This is a genomic window from Pseudooceanicola profundus (genome assembly GCF_054919315.1).
In genome coordinates, this window is sequence record NZ_CM142898.1 from 2,930,961 (window position 1) to 2,956,042 (window position 25,082).

Annotated in this window: 21 protein-coding genes and 1 tRNA gene; 13 read left to right on the forward strand and 9 right to left on the reverse strand. The window is 67.8% G+C overall.

The annotated features are described in order from the left end of the window. Positions 1–23 precede the first annotated feature (23 nt). From paoC to paoA, 3 genes are read right to left on the reverse strand one after another with little or no spacing between them, the layout of a single operon-like run. Entirely contained in the window at positions 24–2,222 is a 2,199-nt protein-coding gene (gene paoC, locus ACX9MO_RS13515) for an aldehyde oxidoreductase molybdenum-binding subunit PaoC (protein WP_462212220.1), read from the reverse strand. Between the two features lies 1 nt (position 2,223). Then, positions 2,224–3,174 (reverse strand): FAD binding domain-containing protein, encoded by a 951-nt coding sequence (locus ACX9MO_RS13520; protein WP_462212221.1) that lies wholly within the window; start codon positions 3,172–3,174, stop codon positions 2,224–2,226. Next, the gene (gene paoA, locus ACX9MO_RS13525) at positions 3,171–3,821 is read right to left on the reverse strand and encodes an aldehyde dehydrogenase iron-sulfur subunit PaoA (protein WP_462212222.1); all 651 of its coding nucleotides are present in this window, start codon (positions 3,819–3,821) and stop codon (positions 3,171–3,173) included. The genes ACX9MO_RS13520 and paoA overlap by 4 nt, the downstream gene beginning before the upstream one ends. A gap of 398 nt (positions 3,822–4,219) precedes the next feature. Here paoA and ACX9MO_RS13530 point away from each other — a divergent pair, with 398 nt between their 5' ends. After that, the gene (locus tag ACX9MO_RS13530) at positions 4,220–5,413 is read left to right on the forward strand and encodes a PQQ-dependent sugar dehydrogenase (RefSeq protein ID WP_462212223.1); all 1,194 of its coding nucleotides are present in this window, start codon (positions 4,220–4,222) and stop codon (positions 5,411–5,413) included. 358 nt (positions 5,414–5,771) lie between these two features. After that, complete coding sequence (locus ACX9MO_RS13535) at positions 5,772–7,178, forward strand: calcium-binding protein (protein WP_462212224.1); 1,407 nt, start codon at positions 5,772–5,774, stop codon at positions 7,176–7,178. Between the two features lie 424 nt (positions 7,179–7,602). On the opposite strand, the gene ACX9MO_RS13540 is transcribed toward ACX9MO_RS13535, so the two are convergent. After that, positions 7,603–7,692: transfer RNA gene (locus ACX9MO_RS13540), tRNA-Ser, on the reverse strand. Between the two features lie 933 nt (positions 7,693–8,625). On the opposite strand from ACX9MO_RS13540, the gene pdxA reads away from it, so the two are divergent. The 10 genes from pdxA (at position 8,626) to ACX9MO_RS13590 (ending at position 17,156) form a co-directional block, all read left to right on the forward strand. Next, a complete protein-coding gene (gene pdxA / locus ACX9MO_RS13545) occupies positions 8,626–9,633 on the forward strand; it encodes a 4-hydroxythreonine-4-phosphate dehydrogenase PdxA (RefSeq protein WP_462212225.1) in 1,008 nt (335 codons plus the stop codon). Next, on the forward strand, positions 9,633–10,307 hold the full coding sequence (locus ACX9MO_RS13550) for a beta/alpha barrel domain-containing protein (protein WP_222489233.1): 675 nt from the start codon (positions 9,633–9,635) through the stop codon (positions 10,305–10,307). Before pdxA ends, ACX9MO_RS13550 begins: the two co-directional genes overlap by 1 nt. Before the next feature lie 382 nt (positions 10,308–10,689). Next, positions 10,690–10,854, forward strand: a complete 165-nt coding sequence (gene hemP / locus ACX9MO_RS13555; protein ID WP_222489234.1) for a hemin uptake protein HemP — start codon at positions 10,690–10,692, stop codon at positions 10,852–10,854. Beyond that, positions 10,851–11,339, forward strand: coding sequence for a hypothetical protein (locus ACX9MO_RS13560; RefSeq protein ID WP_462212226.1), 489 nt, complete (start codon positions 10,851–10,853; stop codon positions 11,337–11,339). The genes hemP and ACX9MO_RS13560 overlap by 4 nt, the downstream gene beginning before the upstream one ends. A 27-nt stretch (positions 11,340–11,366) precedes the next feature. Beyond that, positions 11,367–12,647, forward strand: a complete 1,281-nt coding sequence (locus ACX9MO_RS13565; RefSeq protein WP_222489236.1) for an imelysin family protein — start codon at positions 11,367–11,369, stop codon at positions 12,645–12,647. A gap of 124 nt (positions 12,648–12,771) precedes the next feature. Further along, positions 12,772–13,065 (forward strand): (2Fe-2S)-binding protein, encoded by a 294-nt coding sequence (locus ACX9MO_RS13570; protein WP_222489237.1) that lies wholly within the window; start codon positions 12,772–12,774, stop codon positions 13,063–13,065. Beyond that, positions 13,013–13,498: a bacterioferritin gene (bfr, locus tag ACX9MO_RS13575; protein WP_222489238.1), complete on the forward strand. Its 486-nt coding sequence runs from the start codon at positions 13,013–13,015 to the stop codon at positions 13,496–13,498. The genes ACX9MO_RS13570 and bfr overlap by 53 nt, the downstream gene beginning before the upstream one ends. Then, the gene (locus tag ACX9MO_RS13580) at positions 13,470–15,047 is read left to right on the forward strand and encodes a di-heme oxidoreductase family protein (RefSeq protein ID WP_462212227.1); all 1,578 of its coding nucleotides are present in this window, start codon (positions 13,470–13,472) and stop codon (positions 15,045–15,047) included. Before bfr ends, ACX9MO_RS13580 begins: the two co-directional genes overlap by 29 nt. Then, complete coding sequence (locus ACX9MO_RS13585; protein ID WP_462212228.1) at positions 15,047–16,072, forward strand: imelysin family protein; 1,026 nt, start codon at positions 15,047–15,049, stop codon at positions 16,070–16,072. Before ACX9MO_RS13580 ends, ACX9MO_RS13585 begins: the two co-directional genes overlap by 1 nt. A 1-nt stretch (position 16,073) precedes the next feature. Further along, positions 16,074–17,156: a DUF1513 domain-containing protein gene (locus ACX9MO_RS13590; protein WP_462212229.1), complete on the forward strand. Its 1,083-nt coding sequence runs from the start codon at positions 16,074–16,076 to the stop codon at positions 17,154–17,156. A gap of 394 nt (positions 17,157–17,550) precedes the next feature. On the opposite strand, the gene ACX9MO_RS13595 is transcribed toward ACX9MO_RS13590, so the two are convergent. The 5 genes from ACX9MO_RS13595 to rplS form a co-directional block, all read right to left on the reverse strand. Then, positions 17,551–18,960, reverse strand: a complete 1,410-nt coding sequence (locus ACX9MO_RS13595; protein WP_462212230.1) for a pyridoxal phosphate-dependent decarboxylase family protein — start codon at positions 18,958–18,960, stop codon at positions 17,551–17,553. 299 nt (positions 18,961–19,259) lie between these two features. Then, positions 19,260–20,069 carry a division plane positioning ATPase MipZ gene (locus ACX9MO_RS13600; RefSeq protein WP_462212231.1) on the reverse strand — a complete coding sequence of 270 codons (810 nt, stop codon included), beginning with the start codon at positions 20,067–20,069 and terminating at the stop codon, positions 19,260–19,262. A gap of 123 nt (positions 20,070–20,192) precedes the next feature. Next, complete coding sequence (locus ACX9MO_RS13605; protein ID WP_462212232.1) at positions 20,193–21,404, reverse strand: APC family permease; 1,212 nt, start codon at positions 21,402–21,404, stop codon at positions 20,193–20,195. Positions 21,405–21,688: 284 nt separating this feature from the next. After that, on the reverse strand, positions 21,689–21,910 hold the full coding sequence (rpmE, locus tag ACX9MO_RS13610; protein WP_222489245.1) for a 50S ribosomal protein L31: 222 nt from the start codon (positions 21,908–21,910) through the stop codon (positions 21,689–21,691). A gap of 11 nt (positions 21,911–21,921) precedes the next feature. Then, positions 21,922–22,305 (reverse strand): 50S ribosomal protein L19, encoded by a 384-nt coding sequence (gene rplS, locus ACX9MO_RS13615; protein ID WP_462212233.1) that lies wholly within the window; start codon positions 22,303–22,305, stop codon positions 21,922–21,924. Between the two features lie 619 nt (positions 22,306–22,924). Between rplS and ACX9MO_RS13620 the strand changes: the two genes are divergently transcribed. After that, positions 22,925–24,808, forward strand: a complete 1,884-nt coding sequence (locus ACX9MO_RS13620; protein ID WP_462212234.1) for an acyl-CoA synthetase — start codon at positions 22,925–22,927, stop codon at positions 24,806–24,808. Positions 24,809–25,082 lie beyond the last annotated feature (274 nt).

Sequence of the window (25,082 nt, forward strand, 5' to 3'; positions counted from 1 at the left end):
GCGTCCGGGTCTGGGGCCGGAGGTCAGACCTCCGGCAGGTCGGAAATGTACTTGTCCAGCGTCATCGGGTAGCTGCGCACCCGCACGCCGGTCGCGTTGTAGACCGCGTTGGCAATCGCTGCGGCAACGCCGCAAAGGCCCAGTTCGCCCACGCCCTTGGCCTTCAGCGGGGTCGAGACCGCATCCGCCGTATCGAGGAAAATGACCTCCTGCGCAGGGATGTCCATGTGGACGGGCACCTCGTAGCCGGCAAGGTCATGGGCCGGGAAGAACCCGCGCCCGGTGTCGATGGCAAGGTCTTCCATCATCGCCGCGCCGACGCCCATCACCATGCCGCCGATGACCTGGCTGCGCGCGGTGGTGGGGTTGAGGATGCGGCCCGCGTCACAGGCCGCCAGCATCCGGCGCAGGCGGATCTCGCCGGTGCCCGCATGGACCGCCAGTTCGACGAAATGCGCCGCGAAGGTCGACACCACGTGTTCGCTGCGGAAGTCCCCGAAGGAGATGCTGTCCTCGGCCACGATCTCGCCCTCGGCGGCAACGGCGGAGAGCGCGGTCGTGTTGTCACCGCTCACCACCTGTCCGCCCTCGAAGGTGAGGGCGTCGGGCTGGTTCACGCCGAGGCGCTGCGCGATCTCGGCCCGGAGCGCCACGGCGGCGGCATAGACCCCGGCGGTGGAGGAGGCCGCGCCCCATTGCCCACCCGAACCGGCAGAGGCCGGGAAGCGGCTGTCGCCGAGGCGCACCTCCACATCCGCCACCTCGAGCCCGAGGCATTCGGCGGCGGTCTGCGCGAGGATCGTGTAGGAGCCGGTGCCGATGTCGGTCATCGCGGTTTCCACGATCAGCCGGCCCGAGGGTTGCAGTCGCAGCCGCGCCCCCGAGGCCATGGCCGGACCACCGCGATAGGCGCCCGCCATGCCGTGCCCGATCAGCCATTGGCCGTCCCGCATGCCCCCGGGGGTGGTGTTGCGGCTGTCCCAGCCGAAGGCCGCGGCGCCCTCGCGCAGGCACTCGACGAAATGCCGGTCCGAGTAGGGCTTCGACGGGTCTTCCGGATCGACCTGTGTATCGTTCACCGCGCGGAACTCGACCGGGTCCATGCCCAGTTTCTCGGCCATCTCGTCCATGGCGATTTCCAGCGCCATGAGGCCCGAGGCCTCGCCCGGCGCGCGCATGGCGTTCGCCTCCGGCAGCTGCATTTCAGCGAGGTGGTTGACGATCAGGCGGTTCTCGCCGGCATAGAAGCTCTGGGTCTGCGCGGTGGCGTTCTCACCGCTGCCGCCGGGCTGGGTGTAGGAAATCGCCTCGTGGGCAATGGCGGTGATCCGGCCGTCCGTGCCCGCACCGATGCGAATGCGCTGGATCGTCGCCGCGCGGTTCGAGGTGTTGTTCATCACCATGGGCCGGGGCATGGCCACCTTCACGGGACGGCCCAGACGGCGTGCGGCCTGTGCGGCGAGGATGGCATCCGCGCGCAGCATCAGCTTGGCACCGAAACCGCCACCGATGTAGGGGCTGGTGGCGACGACATCTCCTTCGTCAAGGCCGAAGGTCTTGGCGAGGGCCGCGCGGGCCCATTCGATCATCTGGTTCGAGGTCCAGATGTGCAGCTTGCCATCCTCCCATCGGGCGATGGTTGCCGGGGGCTCCATCATCGCGTGGCTGTGCGGCGGCGTGCGGTACTCGGCATCGAGTTGCACCGCGGCGGCCTCGAAGGCGGTCTCGAAGTCGCCCACCCGCGACACGGGATCGGAGCGATCCTCGCGCACGCGCGCCCAGACGGTTTCGAGGTCATAGTTGCCCTCCTCGGCGTCGTAGTCCACCTGCACGAGGGCGGCGGCGGCACGGGCCTGCTCGAAGCTGTCGGCCACCACCACGGCAATGGCCTGATGGTAGTGGGCGATCCGCGCGCCCCCGAAGAGCGGAGCGGCGTTCAGCTCGCTCGGCTTGGGCATTTCGCCCACGTCCAGCGCGGTGATGACATCCACGACGCCGGGCGCGGCCTTGGCCGCCTCCACCGCCATGCCGGTGATCCGGCCCTCGGCGATGGTGGCCAGCACGGGGTAGCCCACCAGCTGCCCCTCCGTCACGTCGTGGCGTTCATAGGCATAGGGGGCGGTGCCGGTGACCTTCAGCGGGCCATCGACGCGCGGGGTGGCCTTGCCGACGACCTTGGCGGTGTCGAAGAGGTTGGTGCCTGCGGGTTCATTGAACTGCATCTCAGGCCTCCTTCAGCATGGCGGCGAGCGTGCGCTCGGCAAGGGTGATCTTGAAGGCGTTCTCCTCGGTCGGGCGGGCGCCGTCGAGCAGGGCTGCGATCACGGCCCGGGCGCCGTTGGGGAGCGCGGCATCCGCCTCGGCCCGGCGCCAGGGCTTGGGGGCCACGCCGCCAAGGGCCACACGTCCGGTGCCATCCGCCTGTCGGATCAGCGCGACGGAGACGAGGGCAAAGGCATAGGAGGCCCGGTCACGGACCTTGTGATAGGCCTGGGTGCCGCCGACGGGGGCGGGCAGGGTGACATGGGTGATCAGCTCACCGGGCATCAACGCGTTTTCCATCTGCGGCGTCTCGCCCGGCAGGATGTGGAACTCCTCCAGCGGGATCTGGCGGGTCATGCCGGTGGGGGTCACCGTCTCGACCACCGCGTCCAGCGCCCGCATGGCCACGGCCATGTCGGAGGGATGCGTGGCGATACAGGCCTCCGAGGTGCCGATCACGCCCAGCTGACGCGAGAAGGCCCCCTCGCTCAGCGCGCCGCAGCCGGAGCCGGGGGCGCGTTTGTTGCAGGGCATCGCCGTGTCGTAGAAATAGGGGCAGCGGGTGCGTTGCAGCAGGTTGCCGCCCGTGGTGGCCTTGTTGCGCAGCTGGCCGGAGGCACCGGCGGCGATGGCCCGCGTCAGCAGCGGATAGTCGCGCCGGATGCGGGCATCGGCGGAGAGCGCGGTGTTGCTCACCAGCGTGCCGATGCGCAGCCCGCCCGCCTCGGTCTCGGTGATCTCGTCAAGGCCAAGGCCGTTCACGTCGATCAGGTGGACCGGCGTCTCGATTTCGAGTTTCATCAGGTCGAGGAGGTTGGTCCCACCTGCGATGAACTTGGCGCCCTGCACCTCGGCGGCGCGGGCGGCGGCGGCGGCCGGATCGGTGGCGCGTTCGTAGCTGAACTGTCTCATGTCCGGTCTCCTTGGGCGCTGTCCTCTGCGACCTGGGTGATGGCGGCGAGGATGTTGGCATAGGCCCCGCAGCGGCAGATGTTGCCCGACATCCGTTCGCGGATCTCGGCATCGGTCACGGCGATCTCGGCGCTCAGGTCCCCGGTGACGTGGCTGGGGATGCCGGCGCGGATCTCCTCGATCACGGCGCGGCCGGACTGGATCTGGCCGGGCGTGCAGTAGCCGCACTGGAACCCGTCGTTCTCGACGAAGGCGGCCTGCATCGGGTCCATCTGCTCGGGCGTGCCGATGCCTTCGATGGTCTCGATCTCGTCGCCTTCGTGCATCACGGCGAGGCTGAGGCAGGAATTCACCCGCGTGCCGTTCACGGTGCAGGTGCAGGCGCCGCACTGGCCGTGATCGCACCCCTTCTTGGTGCCGGTGAGATGCAGCTCCTCGCGCAGCAGGTCCAGAAGGGTGGTGCGGTTGTCGACCTCGACCTCCTGCGGCTGGCCGTTGACGGTGAGGGAAACGCGGGTTAGGTCGCTGCCGGCGGTGGCAGCCTCCTGCGCGGCGGCAGGGGTGCCGGTGCCTGCGTTCATGGCGAGTGCGGCCGAGCTGGCAAGGAGGGTCCGGCGGCGGAGTTCGAAGGCAATGGGAGGTGGCATGGCTCTCTTCCTGTGCGGTCTGGCGGCACGCGGGAGGGACGCGTGCGGCTTGTGATCAGGTAGAGTTAAGCTAGGCAGCAGGGGGGCTCTGACTATGCCGCTCCACTGCAAGGTCTTATGAATCAGCGGTATGGAACCGGATCGGGGAGGGCGCTGAACGCGGTATCGGGCCCCGGATGATCGCTCGCGACGGCAGCGGCAGGATCGCCCGGTCATCAGAGTTGCGAGGGAGGCGATGCCCCAGATCGGTGCCGCACTGACGAGAACTTGTTTCGCCGGCGCGGGGCGCGGTCCTACCATCTGCCACGGGTTCGCCCGCCGCAGAGGCGCTGACCCTGACCCGGAGTGTGACCCAGACCTTCACCACGACACCTTTCGACCGACGAGGACTTCCGACAATGACCGTTGCACGTCTCGCCAGCTCGCTGCTGGCTGCCGCCTGTCTCGCCACCCCCGGTGCCGCGCAGGATTTCAACGCCGCCCCGCCCAACGCGCCCGATCAGCGCCCGGCCTTCGAGGGCCAGACCCGCGCCCCGGTGATCAACGAGGACCTCACCCTGCGGCGCGAGATCGTCGTGGACGGGTTGCAGAACCCATGGGGGCTGGACCAGCTGCCCGACGGCAGCTGGCTGGTGACGGAACGGCCCGGACGGATGCGCCTGATCGGCACCGACGCGGTGATCGGGCCGGCCATCGGCGGGCTGCCGCAGGTCGACAGCCGCCGTCAGGGCGGGCTGCTGGACGTGCTGGTGGGCGACGATTTCGCAGACACCCGGCGCGTCTGGTGGAGCTATGCCGAACCCCGCGATGGCGGCGAGACCGGTACCGCCGTGGCCACCGGAGTACTCTCTTCGGACGGGACGCAGATGGAGGAGGTGGAGGTGATCTTCCGCCAGATGCCGGGCTGGACCTCGACGATGCACTATGGCTCGCGGCTGGTCTTCGGGGCGGATGGGGCGCTCTTCGTCACCACCGGAGAACGCTCCCTGCCGGAACCGCGGCAGCTGGCGCAGGATGTCTCGACCCATCTGGGCAAGGTGCTGCGGATCGACCCGATGGGCGGCGCGGCCGAGGGCAATCCCCGGATCGCGGGCGGCCAGCCCGAGATCTGGTCCTACGGCCACCGCAACATCCAGTCGGCGGCACTCGGCCCCGACGGGGCGCTCTGGACCATCGAGCACGGCGCGCGCGGCGGGGATGAGCTGAACCGCCCCGAGGCGGGCAAGAACTACGGCTGGCCGGTCATCACCTACGGCGAGGACTACAGCGGCCGGCCCATGGGCGACGGGATCACCGAGTCCGCCGGGATGGAGCAGCCGCTCTACTACTGGGACCCGGTGATCGCCCCCAGCGGCATGGCCTTCTATGACGGCGACCTGTTCCCGGGCTGGCAGGACAGCATCCTCGTCGGCGGTCTGGCGGGGCAGGCGCTGGTGCGGCTGGAACTGGACGGCACCAAGGTGACCGGCGAGGCGCGCTACCTGCAGGGCCGGGGCCGCGTGCGCGCGGTGGACGTGGCCGCCGACGGTGCGGTGATGATCCTGACGGATGCCCGCAACGGCGCCTTGATCCGGCTGACGCCGGCGGAGTGAACGGCGCATCGCGCCGTTGCGGAGCTGTTGGCCCGCCGAGGGCCAGCGGCCTGCGCAGTTTCCTGCGCAGTTTCGCGTTCGGGCGGTCGTGGACGTTCGCCGTCGCACCGCCATAGATCAGACAGCCGCAGCCGGTGATGGTGCCACCTGCCGGGCCCGTGACGAGCGCGGCAGGAACGACCGCTCCGTTCTGCGCGCCGATCAGGTCGACGATGCAACCGTGCACCGCCCGGGCGGTGTGGCCCTCGATCTCGGCGGTGAACTGGCTTCCGCAAATGCGCTGTATTTCGCAAGACCTGTAGGTGGGGGACTGCTACCGTAGCCCTGATCGTCCCCCTTGGCCTTTGCGAGCAGAAATATGGCAGTGTTCCAATTCAATCAGCCGGTAGACCTCGTGTCAGGCGTAAGCATCTACTACGGCGTGGTTTCTTCATACGACAGAAGCCAGATCACGATCACCTCTGGGAACCTGAGGGCCCAATATCGTGGTGATTTTTCCTATGACGAGCTTGGCAACGTTTATGGCCGCCTGAACGCCTACTATGCTTGGGCATCAGGCGTGCAGACCGGCGCCGCAACTCAACTCGATTTGAATGCAAATACGTTCTATCGCCTGCTGGCCGCAGACAATGTTGATGGCCTGTTGGCTCTCGCCTTTGGAAGATCCGATAGGATAACGGGCTCCTACGGTGCCGACCGACTTGCAGGTTTGGATGGAAACGATCTGATCTACGGAGGTGATGGCAGGGATACCCTCTATGGTGGCAATGGGTCGGACACGTTGGGCGGCGGCTCGGGAAACGATCTCTTGTATGGGGACGCAGGTGATGACCGCTTTCTGGAGAGTGGCGGTGATGATTTTGCGGTAGGTGGTTCCGGGACGGACACGGTGGTGCTGTCTGTCTCGTCAGAGACCGTCAGCGTTCGGCTGTCGGCTGGAGAAGTTGAACTCCAGTCTGCCTTGGGTACCGATCGCTATACGGGAATTGAGTACTTCCAGTTCTCGGATCGCACCGTTGCGGTCTCAAACTTGTCATACCTGACCCTTGACCCACCGAGCCGGTGGCAAGGCACCGAGTACAACGATAGCTTCACAGGGGGCTCAGGTTCGGACACCATTATAGGCTACGGTGGAAATGACACGCTGCGCGGTATGGATGGCGCGGACGAGATCCATGGCGGCTACGGTGACGACTTCCTCTATGGCGGCGGCAGCCAAGCCGACCTTCGTGATCTCATCTTCGGGGATGCAGGTAACGACTCCATACAAGGCGGCTATGGAAACGATGAACTCCACGGAGGCTTTGGGAACGATACCATCGATGGCCAGCAGGGAGCGGATTGGCTCATCGGGAATGAAGGGGATGACGTGCTGTCCGGAGGAGCTCTCTCCGACCTGATCTATGGCGGCGCGGGGTCTGACTTCATCAGCGGGGGGGTCGGGTTCGACCGATACAATGGTGGGGCTGGTGCCGACCGGTTCTTCCACTTCGGTGTTGCCGGGCACGGCACGGATTGGGTGCAGGACTACGATGCCGACGAACTCGACACCCTGTTGTTTGGAATTGTTGCCGCCGACGGAAATGACTTCCAGGTAAATTATGCCTATACGCCTAACGCAGGCGCTTCCAATGTAGCCGAAGCCTTCGTGATCTATCGTCCCACTGAGCAGATTATCTGGGCATTGGTTGATGGTGCGGCTCAGGAAGACATTTTCGTTCAGATCAACTACAACGGCACGAATACTCTTTATGATGTCGCTTAGATGGTTGAGGTGGGGACACAGCATGAGCTGTATCGCGCGACCTCAATGTCACACAGTGCTTTGCGTCCGCTGGTTGCTGAGGCCAGCCTGAAGAAGCCGATGGGCCCCTCAGGAAAATCAGAGATCGATTCGCACCTGGCTGGGTAACCGGACTCGTCCGCAATCTAAAATTCTCAGATCGCTTACGGGGCGGTCTGAGGGGAGGGCGCGTTGTCAGCTCTCCCATGCGCTATCTGTGGCTTGCAGGCTGCCTGAGCACTCGCCCTGTCAACTGACGGAACCTCGCATTTCGAAAAGGAGACGTGGCCGAGCAGTGATTGAAGGCGCTTCCAATTGTCGTGCCGGACAAGTGGGGCATATCTGCGTGGTCAACCTGTGTGGTCAGGTTGGCGCAAGCCATTGATACGCATAATATATGAAGTGATGGCGGAGACGATGGGATTCGAACCCACGAGACCCTTTCGGGCCTACTCCCTTAGCAGGGGAGCGCCTTCGACCACTCGGCCACGTCTCCGTCGACCCGTATAGCGGCGCAAGCATAGGGAATACAAGGCGAAATTGCCGATCTCGCGAAACTTCGTGTGATGCGGGTCAAACCCTTGAATTGGCACCGAAAGGCACCGAATGGCGGCCAGTTTGGGCAAGATTTGGTCAACCGATATCTGACCCTCATGAGCCCTCAGAGGTGATTCACGCCACTGTCTGGGTGTGCGGCCCAATCCGGCCAAGGATAAGCCAGACAGGATTTCCGCGTCAGGATTATCGGTCCGACCTCCTTCTGGAGGAGGCCTCATGAGCGAAGCCCAACGGATAGGAACCACTCCTGCACCATCCAGCGACGGTTTTCGGCACCTTGGAAATAGAGCAGGCGACCTCCTTGGTTCCCCATAGGGGCCGCCGCAGCTCGCGATGCAGCTCGGAAGGCTGATCCGGAGAAAGCCCCACGATCCTCCATAACACGGGCCACGTGGGCTCGTCTTTTCGAGCGTGATGGGCAAGATTTGGGAAACCAAGATGAACGCAACAAAAAAGCCGCTGAATTTCAGCGGCTTAACCAAAGAGTATGCGGCCTTAGCAGGGGAGCGCCTTCGACCGCTCGGCCACGTCTCCGTCGACGCGTATAGCGAAGGGCGCGCGGGGACTACAAGGCGAAACTCGCCTTCAAGGGAAACTTTCCGCCACGCCACCTAAGAGGCGGGCCTGTCCGCTGCACAAGGCGCGGGGACGCGGCCTGGCCCTGACGCCGTATGCCCCCGGTGGCGAACCGAGTACCGCTTGTTCGGCCCGGGCAAGCAAGTGCAGATCGGCCGAATGCCGCGACAGGTTTGAACCGGCAGGGGCCGGTGCGAACAGGTCGAGCCCCCGTCGGCCCACGATGCCGCAGGAATTTCCGCCCGTCCCGCGTGATCCGGCTGTGCGGCGCGGCGGCCTCTGCTACTCTCCTGCCATGACCGAGTCTCACCTCCACCCGCCTCTTGCCGTCACCCTCGGCGATCCCGCCGGGATCGGCCCCGAGATCACCGTCCGCGCGCTCACCGCGCCCGGTGCGCCGCCCGCCGTCGTGCTGGGCCACGGCTCTGCGTTGGAGCGGTCCCTGGCTCTGGTGGCGCCTGGCTGGCGCATCCAGCCTGTGACCGGGCCCGAGACACCGGCGGCGGAGAACGCCTTGCGCCTGATCGACACCGCCCCGGGGCAGCCGGCACCGGCCTATGGCGCGGTGGCCGCGGCGGCGGGGCAGGCGGCCTATGACGCGATCCGCGCGGCCATCGATCTGGCCAGGGCGGGGCGTGTCGCCGGGATCGTCACGGCGCCGATCCACAAGGAGGCGCTCTCCGCGGCGGGGGTGAAATTCCCCGGCCATACCGAGATGCTGGCGACCTACGGCGGCGCCGGCAAGGTCGCCATGATGCTGGCCAATGACGAGATCCGCACCGTGCTGGTCACGATCCATGTTGCGCTGCGCGATGCCATCGAGGCGGCGGATTTCCCGGCTCAGATGGATGCGATCCGTCTGGCCCACGCGGGCGCCAAGGCGCTCGGTATCACGGCGCCAAGAGTGGCCGTGGCCGGCCTCAATCCCCACGCGGGCGAGGGCGGGCTCTTCGGCCGCGAGGAGATCGAGATCATCCGCCCCGCCATCGAGGCTGCCCGGGCCGAGGGGATCGACGCCTCGGGCCCCTGGCCGGGCGACACGGTCTTCATGATGGCGCGCAAGGGCCGCTTCGACGTGGTGGTGGCCCAATACCACGACCAGGGGCTGATCCCGGTGAAATACATGGGGCTGGAAAGCGGCGTGAACATCACGCTGGGGCTGCCTTTCGTGCGCACCTCGCCCGATCACGGCACCGCCTTCGACATCGCGGGGCAGGGGGTGGCGGAGCCCGACAGCATGGTGACCGCCCTGCGCTACGCGGTGCAACTGGCCGCAGCCCGCCGCGTGACAGAGGAGGCGTGATGGATTTCATCTTCATGCTCACCCGCAACGACCGCACCGTCGAGGATGCCGCGCATCATCTCGACGTGGCACTGGCCCACGGGCTCCGGCACATCGGCTTCAAGGACGTGGGGCTGCCGATACCCGCTCTGGCGGAACTCGCACGGCGCATCCGGGCCGGCGGGGCCACCAGCTACCTCGAGGTCGTCTCGGAGGACCGCGAGAGCGAGATCGCCTCGGCCCGCGCGGCGGTGGAGATCGGCGTCGACATCCTTCTGGGCGGGACCCATGCGCAGGACGTGCTTCCAGTGATCGCGGGCACGGCGCTGCGCTACTACCCCTTCCCGGGCCGGGTCACGGGCATTCCCAGCGTGCTGCACGGGCCGTCGGAAGCGATCGTCGCCTCGGCCCGCGCCCTTGCCGAGATGGACGGGGTCCACGGGCTCGACCTGCTGGCCTACCGTTTTGCGGGCGACGTCGAGGCGATGATGGAGGCGGTCTGCGCCGCGACCGAGAAGCCGGTGATCATCGCGGGCTCCATCGACAGCCCGGACCGGATCGCCCGCCTGCGGGCCTGCGGAGCGGCGGGCTTCACCATCGGCACCGCCGCCCTCGACGGTGTCTTTCCCGCCAGCGGCCCCGCGCTCGACGCGCAACTCGACGCGATCCGCGGCGCCTGCACCCCGCAGGCCTGAAGCCGGCACGGGCCTTTCCTGCCGCCCGCCCCATTTCCGTTTCGAAAATATCCTCGGGGGGAATTGGCCCGTCAGGGCCAAGGGGGGCAGACAGCCCCATTTTGCCCCATTCCTGCCCCCCCATTCCTGCCCCCCCATTCCTGCCCCCCCATTCCTGCCCCCCCCCATTTCTGCCTGCAGTCCACAGGCTGCCCTCAGACGGGCAGGGCGCGGCCTATCCGTGCCGGCTCAATACCCTACCAAAAGAATCGGATTGACGAAGCTGAGTGCTTTTGTCAGGTATAGGCCCATGCCAGCCACCCCTGACCGGAGCCGCATCCCTCGCGCGCCTCGGCCGGTCCATGGGGAAGCCGGGCGCATCGGACGAGAAGAAAGTGAACCCATGTCTACCAATACGGTTGCGACCCAGACGCTGGCGGCCTTCGACGGCCCCGTTCACAGCGCGGAGGAGTTGACGGGCCCCGATGGTCTCGCGCTCATCCGCCTCGGGGATCAGGTTTACACCCTGCGCATCACCCGCGCGGGCAAGCTGATCCTGACGAAATGACCCTGCGGTCGCCCTCCGACCGGTCCAGTGGCGGACCCACGCCGCGGGGCGGGGCCTCGGTCGGACAGCTGACCGACCTTGATGCTGTCGCCGCGGGCGCGGTGCTCTGCCTGCGCGGCTGGTGCCACAGCCCGGAAAGCCGGGCGCAGACGCTGCGCGATTTCATCGACACCCTCGGCCCCGACCTCGGCGGAGAGGCGGCGGCGGCACTCGACGAGATCTGCGCGCTCTGCCAGAGCCACGGCCGGCGCCCGCTGATGCGCCATCACCTCAACTGCACCTGCCTCGGCGGGGACGAGGCCTGTTTCGGCCATTTCATCGCCGCCGCCGCCGAAGGCGCGCGCGAGGATGCCATGATGTTTGCAACCCTCATTGCCCGGCCCGACATGGCGCCGTGCCTGCTGGGCCTGGCCGAGGGGCTGGGGCTGGCCCTCACCCGCATGGCGCGACAGCCCCGCCGACCGGCGGACGCGCGCCTCCACTGACACCCACCTTTCGTTCAAGGACCGACCATGACGACATTCAGCAAGCTTGCCGCCGCGGCCCTCAGCACCACCGCGCTCTCCCTGTCGCTCGCCTCTGCCGCGCAGGCGCAGGAGAAGGCCGAGGTTCTCACCACCTACGCGGATATCGCCGCCGCCGCCTACGGCGACAGCCTGATCACCGCGCAGGCCCTGCAGGAGGCCGTTGCCGCCCTCGTGGCCGATCCCTCGGACGCCACGCTGCAGGCCGCCAAGACCGCATGGCTTGCCGCGCGCGTGCCCTACCAGCAGACCGAGGTCTTCCGCTTCGGCAATGCGATCGTGGACGACTGGGAAGGCAAGGTGAACGCCTGGCCGCTGGACGAGGGGCTGATCGACTACGTGGATGCCACCTATGGCGGCCCCACGGACGAGAATGAATTCGCCGCGCTGAACGTCATCGCCAACCCGACCTTCACCCTCTCGGGCGAAGAGGTGGACGCCTCCGAGATCACGCCCGAGCTGATCGGCGAGACGCTGCACGAGGCCGACGGGGTCGAGGCCAACGTCGCCTCCGGCTACCACGCCATCGAATTCCTGCTCTGGGGTCAGGACCTGAACGGCCACGCCCACGGCGCGGGCAACCGGCCCTTCACCGACTACGCTGCGGGCGAGGCCTGCACCAACGGCAACTGCGACCGGCGCGGCGCCTACCTGACTGCGGTGACCGACCTGCTGGTGTCCGACCTCGAATGGATGGCCGGCCAGTGGGCCGAGGGCGGCGAGGCCCGCGCCGCGGTGATGGAGAACGAGGACGCCGGCATCTCGACCATGCTCACCGGCATGGGCTCGCTCTCCTACGGCGAGCAGGCGGGCGAACGGATGCGTCTCGGCCTGATGCTGAACGATCCCGAGGAAGAGCACGACTGCTTCTCGGACAACACTCACAACAGCCATTACTACGACGGTCTCGGCATCCAGAACGTCTACCTCGGCAATTACGTGCGTGCGGATGGCTCCATCGTCTCCGGCGCCTCGCTCTCCGACCTCGTCACCGAGGTGAACCCGGAGCTCGACGCCGAGATGAAGATGAAGCTCGCCAACACCATGCGCGCGCTTGGCCAGATCAAGACCGCGGCCGAGGCAGGCTTCTCCTACGACCAGATGCTGGAACGCGGCAACGCGGGCGGCGAGGCGCTGATCATGGGCGGGGTCGACGGCCTCGTGGACCAGACCCAGACCATCGAGCGCGTGGTGGTGGCCCTTGGCGCCGACGCCATCGAGTTCGAAGGCTCCGACAGCCTCGACAACCCCGGCGCCGTCTTCCAGTGACGCGCCCCCGGCGCTCTGCGCCGGACCCAGACCTCTGGCGCTCTGCGCCGGGTCCTGAATTCCGGTGCGGGCCCCACGGGCCCGCGCCCACCCCAAGAGCCACGAATGTCATTGGATCGCAGCCATGATCGTCTGCCACTGCCAGAACATCTCCGACAAGGACATCGACGCCGCCATCGACTGGATGCGCGCCGCCGATGAAACCACCATCGTGACGCCGGGCAAGGTCTACCGTGCCCTCGGCAAGGCGGCGGATTGCGGCGGATGCATGCCGCTTTTCCTTGCAACCATGCGCAAGAACGACAACTTTGAGGTTCCAATGCAATTGCGTGGTCTGCGGACCCCGGCGACACAGGAGACCTCCGATGAAGGGCGATCAGAAGGTTATCGAGTATCTCAACACGGCGCTCAGAAGTGAACTGACTGCGGTCAGCCAGTACTGGCTGCACTACCGCCTGCAGGACGACTGGGGCCTCGGCCACATGGCCAGCAAGAGCCGCGAGGAAAGCATCGAGGAGATGAACCACGCGGACAAGCTGATCCAGCGCATCCTCTTCCTTGAAGGGCATCCGAACCTTCAGAAACTCGACCCGCTCCGCATCGGGCAGACCCCGAAGGAGACGCTGGAAGCCGACCTCGCCGCCGAGCAGGAGGCCGCCGCGCTCTACAAGGAAGCCCGCGAATACTGCAACACGGCCGGTGACTACGTGTCCATGAAGCTCTTCGAAGAGTTGCTGATGGACGAGGAAGGGCATATCGACTTCCTCGAAACCCAGCTGGACCTGCTGGAGAAGATCGGCCCCGAGAAATATGCCCAGCTCAATGCCTCCACGATGGACGAAGCCGAGTAAGCCTTCCGCGCTTGCCGCCACGTTTGCCGCCGCCCTTGCCATCACCGGCGGGGCGGGGGCCCATGCCAAGGACGCGGCGACCGTCGCCGCAGGCGTCACGCTCGAGGACCTGCACCTCGACATCCAGCCGCGCAGCGAGGACGAACTCGCCCGCATCGCGCAGGTGACGGCGCCCACCACGGATTTCTCGAAGCCCGAGACATTCGAGGCGCTGCCCGGCGGCGCCGCTTCCGTGCGCCTGCGCCAGAACGCCGATGCCTTCTCGCAGCCCTCCGGCAACATCAGCTTCGAGGGCGAGCTCGACTTCAAGGTCGGCAACGGGCTGTTCAAGAAAATCTGGGTGTCTGCACCCTCGTCGACGCTGGCCTCCGACGGGTTGGGGCCGCTCTACAACGCGCGCTCCTGCCAGCGGTGCCACCTGAAGGACGGCCGCGGCCACCCGCCCGAGGGGCCGACCGACAGCAATATCTCGATGTTCCTGCGCGTCTCGGTTCCCGGCGGGCCGGAAGAGGCCGAGATCGAGGACTTCATCGCCACCGCGCCCGAGCCGCACTACGGCACCCAGTTGCAGGACTTCTCTCTCGCCGGGTTGCCCGCCGAAGGGCAGATGCGGATCGACTACGAGGAGATCCCCGTCTCCCTCTCCGATGGCGAGACCGCCAGCCTGCGCAAGCCGACCTACCGGGTCGAGGACCTCGGCTATGGCCCGATGGCCGCGGACGTCATGCTCAGCCCCCGGGTTGCAGCGCAGATGATCGGCCTTGGCCTGCTGGAGGCGATCCCGGTTGAGGACATCCTTGCCCATGCGGACCCCGACGATGCCGATGGCGATGGCATCTCGGGCCGGGCCAACGTCGTGCGCTCCGTCGAATTCGATGTGCCGATGCTGGGCCGCTTCGGGCTCAAGGCCGGCGCGCCCACGATCCGTCACCAGTCCGCCGCCGCCTTCGACGGCGACATCGGCATTTCCAACCCGCTCTTCACCGGGGCTTACGGCGAATGCACCGACCTGCAGGCGGGCTGCCGCGAGGCGCCCGACGGGCGCGACATGGACAAGGGCGGCTACGAGATCGACGAGACCGGCCTCGACCTCGTGACCTTCTACTCCCGCAACCTCGCCGTGCCGGAACGGGTCGATCTGGACGACCCGCAGGTGCTGCGCGGCAAGGAGGTCTTCTACTCCGTCAACTGCCAGTCCTGCCACGTGCCGAAATTCGTGACCCACCGGATGCAGGGCCGCCCGGAGCAGAGCTTCCAGTTGATCTGGCCCTATTCCGACCTCCTGCTGCACGACATGGGCGAGGGGCTGGCCGACGACCGCCCCGAGGCCCGCGCCACGGGTCGTGAATGGCGCACCGCGCCGCTCTGGGGGATCGGTCTGACCGAACGTGTGTCGGGCCACACCTATTTCCTGCATGACGGGCGGGCCCGCTCGATTCTCGAGGCCGTCCTGTGGCATGGAGGCGAGGCGCAGGCCGCCCGCGATGCCGTCGTCTCGATGCCCGCACCCGACCGCGCCGCCCTGATCCGCTTCCTGGAGAGCCTTTGATGCGACATACCCTCCGCACCGCCCTTATCCCGCTGGTCTTCGTCCTGATGCCGCCGGGGGCAGGGCAGGCCGGAGAGTACGACGCGACGGTGACCGACGTGGTCGAGAACCACATCCTGCCGCGTTTCGACGCGCTCGCCGGGGCCTCCGAGGCGCTGGATGCGGCGGCGCTGGCCGATTGCACCCCCGGGCCCGCCCTGCAAGAGGCATGGGGCGCGGCCTTCGATGCGTGGATTTCCGCCAGTCACCTGCGCTTCGGCCCGACGGAGGCCGACAACCGCGCCTTCTCGCTGGCCTTCTGGCCCGACAGCCGGGGCGCCACGCCCAAGGCGCTCTCGGCGCTGATCGCCGACAGCGACCCCGCGGTCGAAAACGCCGAGGACTTCGCGCAGGTCTCCATCGCGGCGCAGGGCTTCTACGCGCTGGAATACATGCTCTACGACGACCAGTTCGCCGAGATGGGCACGCCGGCGTACCGCTGCGCGCTGATCCGCGCCATGACCGGCGACATCGAGCGCACCACGCTGGCGATCGCAACCGACTGGCACGAGACATGGGCGGGCTACCTGCTGCCACCACCCTCCGGCCCCTACCGGGACGAGGACGAGGTGCTGGGAGAGCTCTTCGGCGCCCTGTCGCAGGGGCTGCAATTCACCTCCGACACCCGCCTCGGACGGCCCATGGGCACCTTCGACCGCCCCCGCGCCACCCGGGCCGAGGCCCGCCGCTCCGGCCGCTCGCTGCGCCATGTGGAACTGTCGCTCGCCGCGCTTCGCGATCTGGCCGAGCGGCTTTCGGGCGATGATGCGGAGCTGCGCGCGCAGGTGGACGAGGGCTTCCAGACCGCGCAGGACCTTGCCGCCGGTCTGGACGATCCGGTCTTCGCGGGGGTGGACGATCCCTCGGGCCGACTGCGGGTCGAGATCCTGCAACAGGCGGTCGACCATATCCGCCAGCAGGAGGCGGCCAATGTCGGCGCGCGCCTTGGCGTGAGCGCCGGCTTCAACGCACTGGATGGAGACTGACATGACCTCTCGCCGGACCTTCCTGGCCGGGATGCTGGCCGCGGGCGCATTGCCCACGCCCACCTGGGCCGAGGCGGGTGATCCCGCCTTCCTCTCCGCCGCCCGCGCGCCCGACGGGGCCTATCGCCTCTGCGGTCTGGACGCCCGGGGGCAGGTGCTCTTCCAGCAGCCGCTGCCCGCGCGCGGCCACGCCGCCGCCGCCCATCCGACCCGCCCCGAGGCCGTGGCCTTTGCCCGCCGTCCCGGCACCTTCGCCCTGGTGGTCGATTGCCGCTCGGGCCGGATCGCGGCCCGGCTAGACAGCCCCGAGGGGCGGCATTTCTACGGTCACGGTGCGTTTTCCGACGATGGCGCGCTGCTCTTCACACCCGAGAACGACTACGAGGCGGGGCAGGGCGTGATCGGTGTCTGGGACGTGGCCTCCGGCTATACCCGCGTGGACGAGGTGCCCTCGGGCGGGGTGGGGCCGCATGACATCCTGCGCCTGCCGGACGGGTCCTTCGTGGTGGCAAACGGCGGGATCGAGACCCACCCCGACGCGGGCCGGGCCAAGCTGAACCTGCCGGTGATGCGCCCGAACCTGACCTACATGAGCGCCGCCGGGTCGATCCGCAGCCAGATGGAGCTGCCCGAGGAGATGCACCTGAACTCGATCCGCCACCTCGCACTGTCGGACGACGGTCTGGTGGCCTTCGCGATGCAGTGGCAGGGCGACGACTACGAGGCACCCGCGCTGCTGGGGCTGCACCGCGAGGGGCAAGAGCCCCTGCTGGCCATGGCCGAGGGGCCGCTGCATGACGCGATGCAGGGCTACGCGGGTTCCGTCGCCATGGATGCCGCGGGGACCCGCGCGGCGATCTCCTCGCCCCGGGGCGGGCTGGTGCAGATCTTCGACACGGCGACGGGTGAGCTGGTGGAGCAGGTGGCCGAGGCGGATGCCTGCGGGCTCTCCTGCGGGGCCGGGGGCTTCGTCATCACCTCGGGCATCGGCCATGTGATCGGCTATGACACCGGCAGCGGGCGCAGCGACTGGCAGGCCGCCTCCGAGATGCAGTGGGACAATCATCTGGTGCGGATCGGGTGATCGCGGGGGCGAGGCTGGTTCGCCCTATGAATTGGAAAGGCCGCCCTGCCAGGGCGGCCTTTCTCATGTGAGGTTGGTTAATGGCCCCAAACGGCTTCGACCTCCACCCGGCGCGGGACAAGGCCGCAGGCCGCCGCGCATCGCAGGCAGGCCCCCACGCGGCGGCGATTTGGCGAGGCTGGGCGGTCCCTTGACCTGACACGATATGCCGGGCTGGGATAAACTGCTCTCCATAGAGGTCCGGATCGCCTCCGCGCGCGCCGGCAATGCGCGGCTCCGCGCTTCGGGGCAGGGAGGTAGCGAGTGGATGTCGCGCCAGTTCCTGAGGAAGAGGCGATGGAGGACACCTCGGGGGGGCCTCCACCGTGCAGCGCCGCTAACCGCCCGCCCGGCGTCACAGCCCCCGCGCGATCTCCCGGATCACCTCACCGGCGAGGATCACGTCCGCCTCGGTGCAATCCCATTGCCCGGCCTGGAAGCGGAGCGCGATGCCATCCGCCACCTGCGTCTGCGTCAGGTAGATCCGCCCGTCGTCGTTGATCGCCTGCACCAGCCGCTGGTTCAGCGCGTCGAGATCGTCTGCGCCCTCCGGCGTGTAGCGGAAGGTGAAGAGCGAGAGCACCGGCTCGGTCACGATGGTGAAATCAGGCTCGCCCCGCAGCCCCTCGCAGAGCGCCTGCGACCAGGTGACGTGGTTGCGGATCATGGTGCGCAGGGTCTCCAGCCCGTAGGCGCGCAGCAGGAACCACAGCTTCAGCGCCCGGAAGCGCCGTCCCAGTGGCACCGACCACTCGGAATAATTGATGATCCCGTCCGCGCCGTGGGTCTTGAGGAACTCGGGCCGGTAGGCCAGCGTGCGGGTCAGGTCCTCGGGCGAGCGGATGAAATGGGCCGAGCAGTCGAACTGCACGCCCAGCCACTTGTGGGGGTTGAAGACGACCGAGTCGGCGCGCTCCACCCCGGCCCAGAGGGGGCGGAACTCCTCGCAGATCATCGCCGAGCCCGCCCAGGCGGCATCCACGTGGAGGAAGAGGCCTTCAGCCTCGGCGATGTCGGCAAGGGCCGCGATGTCGTCGGAGCCGCCGGTGGAGGTGCCCCCGGTCGAGCCGATGATGCCTGCGGGGAGCAGGCCCGCCGCGCGGTCCTCGGCAATGGCGGCGCGCAGGGCGGCGGGGTCCATGGCGCGGGTCGGGCCCTGCGTCGGGATGCGGCGCAGGTTGTCCGAGCCGATGCCCGCGACCCAGATCGCCCGGTCGACGGAGGTGTGGACCTCGCCCGAGCAGTAGATGCGCACCGGGGCATGGGCGCTGAGCCCCTGCTGGTTGCCGGCCCAGTTCAACGCACGCTCGCGCATGACCAGCACGGCGGCCAGCGTGGCGGAGGAGGCGCTGTCCTGTATGACCCCATGGAAACTTTCGGGCAGGGCGATGGCATCGCGCAGCCACTCCATCATCCGGGTTTCCATCTCGGTCGCGGCCGGGGAGGTCTGCCAGAGCATGCATTGCGGCGACATGGCCGCGATCAGCGTGTCGGCCAGCACCGCGGCCGGGGAGGCGTTGGAGGGGAAGTAGGCGAAGAACCGGGGGTGCTGCCAATGGGTGATGCCGGGAACGACGAGGGATTCGAAGTCCGCGATCACCTGCTCCATGGGCTCGGGCGCCTCGGGGGCATGGGCGGGCAGGGCGGCCAGCACGGCACCGGGGGTGGAGCGGGCGCGCACGGGGCGGTCGCGCAGGCCCGCGTGGTAGCCCGCGGCCCAATCGGCCATCCATCGGCCCCACTTCGGAAAATCTGTCCAGCGCATCGCGTCCTCCCTGTCCTGACCGGGTTTGGGTAGCACGCTGGCGGTGCGGCCGGGAGAGGAAGAATTTTCGAAAATTGTTCCCAAAATTCCCCCGAGGAGTCTGCGAAGAGTTTTGGCGGCGATGCGGAGGGGCAGGAGGTTTGCTGCAGGCGGTGGTCCCCGGAAAATTCGAATTTTCCGGACCGGAATTTTGGAAAATTCCGGAGGCACCGCGAGGGAGGCGCGCGCCTCGGGGGCGGTGGGGGCGCTGCCCCCGTCGCTGTGCGACTCCCCCGGAGTATTTCAGGAAAGATGAAGGGTCAGAAGTCGACGGTGACGCCGGGCAGGTCGAGGGCCTTGATCAGGTCACGCAGTTCCTGGCGGGCGGCGATGTTGGAGATGTTGAGCTGCTGGACGCCCACGTCCTTGAGGTCGAGCAGGGTCAGCCCGCGCGGGAAGAGTTCGCGGAAGATGACCCGCTCGGAGAAGCCGGGGGCGAGGCGGAAGCCGATCCGCTTGGAGAGCCGCGCAAGGGCGTCTTCCATCTTCTTCTTGTTCACCATCTGCTGGGCGCCGAGGCGGTTGCGCAGCACGACCCAGTCGATCGGCTTGAGCCCGGCCTGCGCGCGCAGCTGGCGGGCGTTCCAGACCATCTCGGAGTAAACCGAGGGACCGAGGATCTTTTCGCCGTCGTTGTCCACATGGGCCAGCAGGTCGAAGTCGACGAAGCTGTCGTTCAGCGGCGTGATCAGCGTGTCGGCCAGCGAATGCGCCACCTGGCTCAGGCGGGTGTGCGAGCCGGGGCAGTCGATCAGGATGAAGTCGTTCTCGGCCTCCAGCGCCGAAACGGCGGCGGAGAGGCGGTGGTCATAGATGTTCTCGCCGGGGCGCAGCGCCGATTGCTCGACCTGCGGCAGATCGTGGTACTCGGGCGAGGGCAGGGTGATGCCTTCCCGCTCGAGGTAGGCGACGCGGTTGGTCACGTAGCGGCCCACGGTCTTCTGGCGCAGGTCGAGGTCCAGCGCGGCGATCTTGTGGCCCATCCGGGCCAGCGCCGTGGCCACATGCATGGAGACGGTGGATTTGCCCGCTCCGCCCTTTTCGTTTCCGACGACGATGATATGTGCCATGCGCGATCCTTCCCCCGACGGCTATCGCGGGTCAATTTCTTCCCGCCACCATATGTTGTGGCCGTCCCCAAGGGAAGCGGTGTTGCCGGGAAAACCCGTCCCTGTGGCATTGGCGCGACGGGATCAGCCCTCGACCGGCTGACCCATGAGGGTGATCGCGGCGCCGAGCAGGGCGAGGGCGAGGGCCCCTGCGGCTTTCGCCCGCTTGCCGCGGCGCCGGGCGGAGAGGGCGGTGAGGGTGCATTGCAGCGTGTAGTAGAGCGCGAAGGCCCGCGAGGCGTAGGAGATGATGTGGAAGACATCCGCGCTCCACGTCAGGGCAAGGCCGACGAGGGTGAGCAGCGCATAGCCCTGCCGGGGCGAAAGCCGCTTGCCCGTGAGCTCCGCCAGCAGCCCGCCGGAGCCGCCGGTGTCCGCCACCGCGGCCGAGAACTGCGCCGCCAGCGCGGCCCCCACCAGCATCAGCGGCAGCACGGGCGCGACGATCGCCATCATGTCGATGATCGCCGTCTCGCTCACGGCGGCGCCGGTGCGCGGGAAGGCATAGGCGATGAGGCCGATGTAGACCATGTAGATCGCGGTGGAGAGGGCCTGCGCCCATTTCATGCTGCGGATGCGGGTCGCGGCATCGTATTCCGCGCCGAGGTAGCGCGAGGTCTCGAAGCCCTGAACCGTGACGAGGAGCCCGAAGGCCAGCGTCACCGCGCCCCAGCCGGAGGTGGTGACGGGGTTGAGCAGCAGCGCGCCCTCTGCGGCGCGGGCGCCCACGTACCATGTGAGCCCGGCCAGCAGCCCCGCGATGATCGCGAGCTTGAGCGTCACGCTGGCGTATTCCATCCGCTCCAGCAGGGCGAAGCCCCGGGTCCAGCCGGTGACGAAGATCAGCAGGAAGACCGTCGTGGTCACCCCGCGGCTGACGCCGGGCGTGTCGAAGGGCGTCAGCGAGGTGGCGAAGCTGCCCAGCAGGTTCAGGTAGTAGGCGACCGAGATCATGTAGGCGAAGGCGAGGGCGGCGGAGGCACCTGTCTCGACCCGCGTTTCCGCGATGGGGCGCGGCACCGGGGGCTCCGCGGGCTGGTCGCCGATCTCGGCGATGTTGTAGCGCACGGCGGCGCCGAAGCCATAGGCCGCAAGGCAGAGCCCGGCCATCACCAGCGGCGCCCAGAGTCCATAGGCATTCTCCAGCACCGGACCGAGGACGAGGAAGCCCGAGCCGATGATCGAAGCCAGCGGCGTCGTCATCGCGGTCCAGGCCGGGATACGGCGCAGGCGGGGGGACCAGAGCAGCAGCCCGGTCAGCAGGGCGGTGGCGAGGATGAGGACAGTCAGGGCCATGTCAGCGGCTTAACGTACCGGGCCGGAAAGAAGAATGGCTGACGCGCAGGGCGGGGGCGCGCGCCGCGCCGTGCAGGCGTGGGGCGTGGCCCCGGAGGCACGCCCCGAGGTCGCGGTTTTGGCCTGACCTGTCGCGGGGCCTAAACAAGGGGCTGAACAGGGGGCTGTCGCGGGGCCCGAAACGAGGTCCGCGGGGCGGCCCGCAGCAGGAGCTTTAGCCGGGCCCAAACGCAGAACGCCGCCCCGGGGGGGGCGGCGTTCGATCTCGTCAACCGGGGGAAGGCTCAGAAGCCCAGGCCGGCGTACTTGTTCTTGAACTTCGACACGCGGCCGCCGGCGTCCAGCAGGCGCGACGAACCGCCGGTCCATGCGGGGTGCACGGTGGGGTCGATGTCGAGCGACATGGTGTCGCCTTCTTTGCCCCAGGTGGACCGCATCTGGATCACGGTGCCGTCGGTCATCTTGACGTCGATGAAGTGGTAGTCGGGATGGATGTCTTTTTTCATCTGACTGTTCCTTACGCTTCAGCGCCGGATTTCGGCTTGTAGTTGCTGACCTCGGCGATACGCGCCGATTTACCGCGACGCGAGCGCAGGTAGTACAGCTTGGCGCGGCGGACGCGGCCACGACGGACAACTTCGATCGACTCGATGTTGGTCGAGAAGAGGGGGAACACACGTTCCACGCCTTCACCGAAGGAAATCTTGCGGACGGTGAACGAACCGGCGATGCCCGCACCGTTCTTGCGCGAGATGCAAACGCCCTCGTACATCTGAACACGGGTCCGGGTGCCTTCGGTCACCTTGTAGCCGACGCGAATGGTGTCGCCGGCCTTGAAGTCGGGAATGGTCTTCCCGAGGGAGGCGATCTGTTCCGCCTCCAGCTGTGCGATCAGGTCCATCTGATCATCTCCTATCTGGCTCGCGGTATTCCGCGAAGGTTTGTTGCCGTCCCAGAGCTCTGTGTCTTCACCGGGTCCCGCGCATGGCGGCCCGCCAGAGGTAAGTCGTCGTTTCTTGCGTCAGACCCCGGGGTCCCGGCAGGAGGGCAGAAGAATGCGCCTCCGGTGCTGCCGGACCGCCCGTGGCGGGTCCTTTCCGGGGGCCGTGAGGGGCGTCCTGCCACGTGCGACAGGGGCGCCTGCCCGATGGCAGAATCCCGGATGCCGCCGTGTAGGGGGTTTCGCCGAGGAAATCAAGGCTCGCATCGGCCCTCTGGTGCCGTTTCCGGGCCGGTTGCCAGGGCCTGGTATCGGGCCCCGGTGTCGGGCCGCGGTGTCGGGCCGCGTCGCCCGGGCCGTGCCGCGGGGCTCTGGCCTTGCGCCGGGCAGGGGGATAGACCCGGACGGAGAGGGCGTCAACGCCCCCCGGGCGGGGCGCGGGTGACGTGACGGCGCGGGGGCGGCTCGCCGCTTCCTACGTTCCGTCAAACTTGCCAGACGCCGGTTTCGCCCGCATTTTCAGCGGGAGGGGCCATGCCCGGGGCGACGTGCCGGGGCGTGGAATAAGGGAGGATACCTGATGAGTTTCGCATCGGTTCAGGATGCACTGGAGATCGAGCGTGAAATGCCGTGGCAGGAGCGTGACGTGCCCGCCACGCTCTACGGCCAGCTTGCACGCACCGCCGAGAAGTTTCCCGCACATGACGCGGTTTCGTTCCAGCTGACCTCGGGGCCGAAGGACCCGGCGCAGACGCTGAACTGGGCCGAACTGCACCGCGAGGTCTGCCGCGCGGCGAACCTCTTCCGCAGCCTCGGCATCGGCGAGACCGACGTGGTGGCGCTGGTGATGCCGAACTGCCTCGAGATGGCGGTCTCGATCATGGCCGGGGCCGTCGCGGGGATCGTGACGCCGATCAACCCGCTGCTGGAGCCGGAACAGATCGGCTCGATCCTGCGCGAGACCGGCGCGAAGGTCGTGGTGACGCTGAAGGCCTTCCCCAAGACCGACATCGCCCAGAAGATGAACGAGGCCGTGCGCCATGCACCTGCCGTCCACACGGTGCTGGAGGTTGACCTCAACCGCTACCTCAGCCCGCCGAAAAGCTGGATCGTGCCGCTGATCCGGCCCAAGGTCGCCGGCAAGCACCACGCGGACATCCGCAGCTACACCGCGGAGGTCGCCAAGCAACCCGCCGCGCTGAGCTTCGAGGACAGCAAGGGCGACCGGGTCGCGGCCTATTTCCACACCGGCGGCACCACGGGCATGCCCAAGGTGGCGCAGCACAAGTATTCCGGCATCCTCTACAACGGCTGGCTGGGGGCGACGCTGCTTTTCAACGAGGATGACAACGTCATCTGCCCGCTGCCGCTGTTCCACGTCTTCGCCTGCCACGTGATCATGATGGCCATGGTCTGCTCCGGCGGGCACGTGGTCCTGCCCACGCCCGCGGGCTATCGCGGCGACGGGGTCTTCGACAACTTCTGGAAGCTCTGCGAACGCTGGAAGGTCACCTTCATCATCACGGTGCCCACCGCCGTCTCGGCCCTGATGCAGCGCCCGGTGGATGCGGATGTCTCGACGGTGAAGACCTCCTTCTCGGGCTCGGCGCCACTGCCGAAGGAGCTGTTCCACCGCTTCGAACGCCAGACCGGCGTGACCGTCATCGAGGGCTACGGCCTGACCGAGGCCACCTGCCTCGTCTCCGTCAACCCGGTGGACGGCGAGAAGAAGATCGGCTCGGTCGGCATTCCCTTCCCCTATACCGAGGTGCGCATCCTCCATGCCGGGCCCGACGGGCCGGTGGAATGCGCCGTGGACGAGGTGGGCGAGATCTGCGTCGCCAACCCCGGTGTCTTCGAGGGCTCGACCTACACCGAGGCGGCGAAGAACCACGATCTCTTCCACTACGAGCGCTACCTGCGTACCGGGGACCTCGGGCGGATCGACGCGGACGGCTATCTCTGGATCACGGGCCGCGCCAAGGACCTGATCATCCGCGGCGGCCACAACATCGATCCGGCGGAGATCGAGGAAGCCCTGCTGACCCACCCGGCGGTGGCCTTTGCCGGTGCCATCGGCCAGCCGGACAAACACGCGGGCGAGCTGCCTTGCGCCTATGTGGAACTGGTCGACGGGGCCGAGGTCACGGCGGAGCAGCTGATGGAGCACGCCCGGCTGCACATCCACGAACGGGCCGCCTATCCCAAGCATATCGAGGTGCTGGACGCGCTGCCCAAGACGGCCGTGGGCAAGGTTTTCAAGCCCGACCTGCGCAAGTCCGCGATCAAGCGGGTCTACAATGCTGCGCTGGAGGAGGCGGGCGTGCCCGCCCACGTGGTCGAGGTGGTGGATGACAAGAAGACCGGCCTCACCGCCGTGATCCGCGCCGATGGCGAAGCCGACCGCGCCGCCGTCAACGCGCTGATGGGCAGCTACACGCGGCCCTACGTCTGGGAAGACTGATCCCGCGCCGGATGGCAGAGGGGGAAGGGGGCCTGCGGGCCCCCTTTTGCGTGCCGGATCGGCGCGTCAGACCGGCGCGTCAGACCGGCGCGTCAGACCGGCGCGTCAGGCCGGCGCGTCAGACCGGCGCGTCAGACCGGCGGGGCAGGCGGTCTCCGCCGTGGAAAGGCCGGGCAACACGCCGCGCGGCACCCCGCAGAGGGGCCCGTCGCGGTAGCTTTTTGTGCCCCTGCGCCCGGGGCCGGCGGGGCGCCCCCCGCGAAGGGTGGCTTGC